This window comes from Pseudonocardia pini (assembly GCF_013870575.1).
Taxonomy (GTDB): domain Bacteria; phylum Actinomycetota; class Actinomycetes; order Mycobacteriales; family Pseudonocardiaceae; genus Pseudonocardia; species Pseudonocardia pini.
On sequence record NZ_JACBXB010001044.1, the window covers coordinates 1 to 1510 of the forward strand.

General features: G+C 75.1%; 2 protein-coding genes. One reads left to right on the plus strand and one right to left on the minus strand.

From position 1 onward, the window contains the following. Positions 1-265, minus strand: a 265-nt coding sequence (locus H5J29_RS35640; RefSeq protein WP_312858504.1) for an enoyl-CoA hydratase-related protein, incomplete at its 3' end; no start/stop codon positions are given. Positions 266-323: 58 nt separating this feature from the next. Here H5J29_RS35640 and H5J29_RS32315 point away from each other — a divergent pair. Further along, positions 324-1510: DHA2 family efflux MFS transporter permease subunit (locus H5J29_RS32315; protein ID WP_181784701.1), on the plus strand; the 1187-nt coding region annotated here is incomplete at its 3' end.

Here is a 1510-nt window from a genome sequence, read left to right on the forward strand (position 1 = left end):
GCACCGGGAGGGTGTGCACGGCCTGCAGGGCCGCCGTCAGCGCGTCCCGGAAGCCCTCGCCGTAGACCTCGCCGAAGTCCGCGCCCGCGCAGAAGCTGCTGCCGGTGCCCGTCACGAGCACCGCGCGCGCCCCGGCCGCCCGGACCTCGTCCACGGCCGCGACGATCCCCTCGCAGGTCTCGACGTTCAGCGCGTTCCGGCGCTCCGGCCGGTCCAGCTCGATCGTCCCGACCCGGTCGTCCCCGACCCGCACGTTGACCGCCACGTCACCCTCTCTCTCGATCGACCGCACTTGATCGACCGGCCGAGCGTACTGTGCGCCCGTGACAGCCGAGGGTCTGCGGACCGGCACCCCGGCGGGCCGGTGGGTCCTGCTGACCACCGTGCTCGGCTCCAGCCTGGCGATGCTCGACGGCACGGTGGTGAACGTCGCCCTCGCGCACATCGGCGAGGACCTCGGCGCGGGCTTCGCGGGCCTGCAGTGGACGGTCAACGCCTACACGCTCGGGCTGGCCGCGTTGATCCTGCTCGGTGGGTCGCTCGGGGACCGGTACGGACGGCGGCGGGTCTTCCTGGTCGGGGTCGTCTGGTTCGCCGTGGCCTCCGCGGGCTGCGCGCTGGCGCCGGACATCGGCACGCTGATCGTCGCGCGGGCGCTGCAGGGGATCGGCGGGGCGCTGCTCACCCCGGGCAGCCTGGCGATCATCTCGTCGTCCTTCCACGGCGAGGACCGCTCGGTCGCCGTCGGCATCTGGTCCGGCCTCGGCGGGATCGCGGGCGCCGTGGGCCCCTTCGTGGGCGGCTGGCTCGTCGAGTGGTCGTGGCGGGCGGTGTTCCTGATCAACCTGCCGCTCGCCGTCGTCGTGGTGGTGGTCGCGCTCAAGCACGCGCCCGAGTCGAAGGACCCGGAGGCCGCCCCGGGCCTGGACCTCAGCGGGACGGCGCTCGCGGTCGTGGGGCTCGCGTCGCTGACCTGGGCGTTGACCGAGGGCGGCAGCGGCTGGACGCCGGCGGTGTGGGTCGCGCTCGTCCTCGGGCTGGTCGCGCTGGCCGCGTTCGTGCCGATCGAGCGGCGCTCCCGCCACCCACTGGTGCCGCCCACGCTGTTCCGCAGCCGGGTGTTCACCGCGGCCAACGTCGTCACGCTGCTCGTGTACGCCGCCCTCGGCACCCTGTTCCTGCTGCTCGTGCTGGAGCTGCAGGTCGTGGCGGGGTTCACCCCGGCCCTCGCGGGCGCCGGGCTGCTGCCGGTCACGGTGCTGATGCTGCTGTTCTCCGGCCGCGCGGGAGCGCTGGCCCAGCGCATCGGGCCGCGGGTGCCGATGACCGTCGGGCCGCTCGTCGCCGCCTGCGGGGTGCTGCTGCTCACCCGGATCGGGCCGGACGCGTCCTGGCTGCTCGACGTGCTGCCCGGGGTCCTGCTCTTCGCCGTCGGCCTCACCCTGACCGTGGCGCCGCTGACCGCGACCGTCCTCGACGCCGCCCCCGACCGGTACGCGGGCGCGGCGTC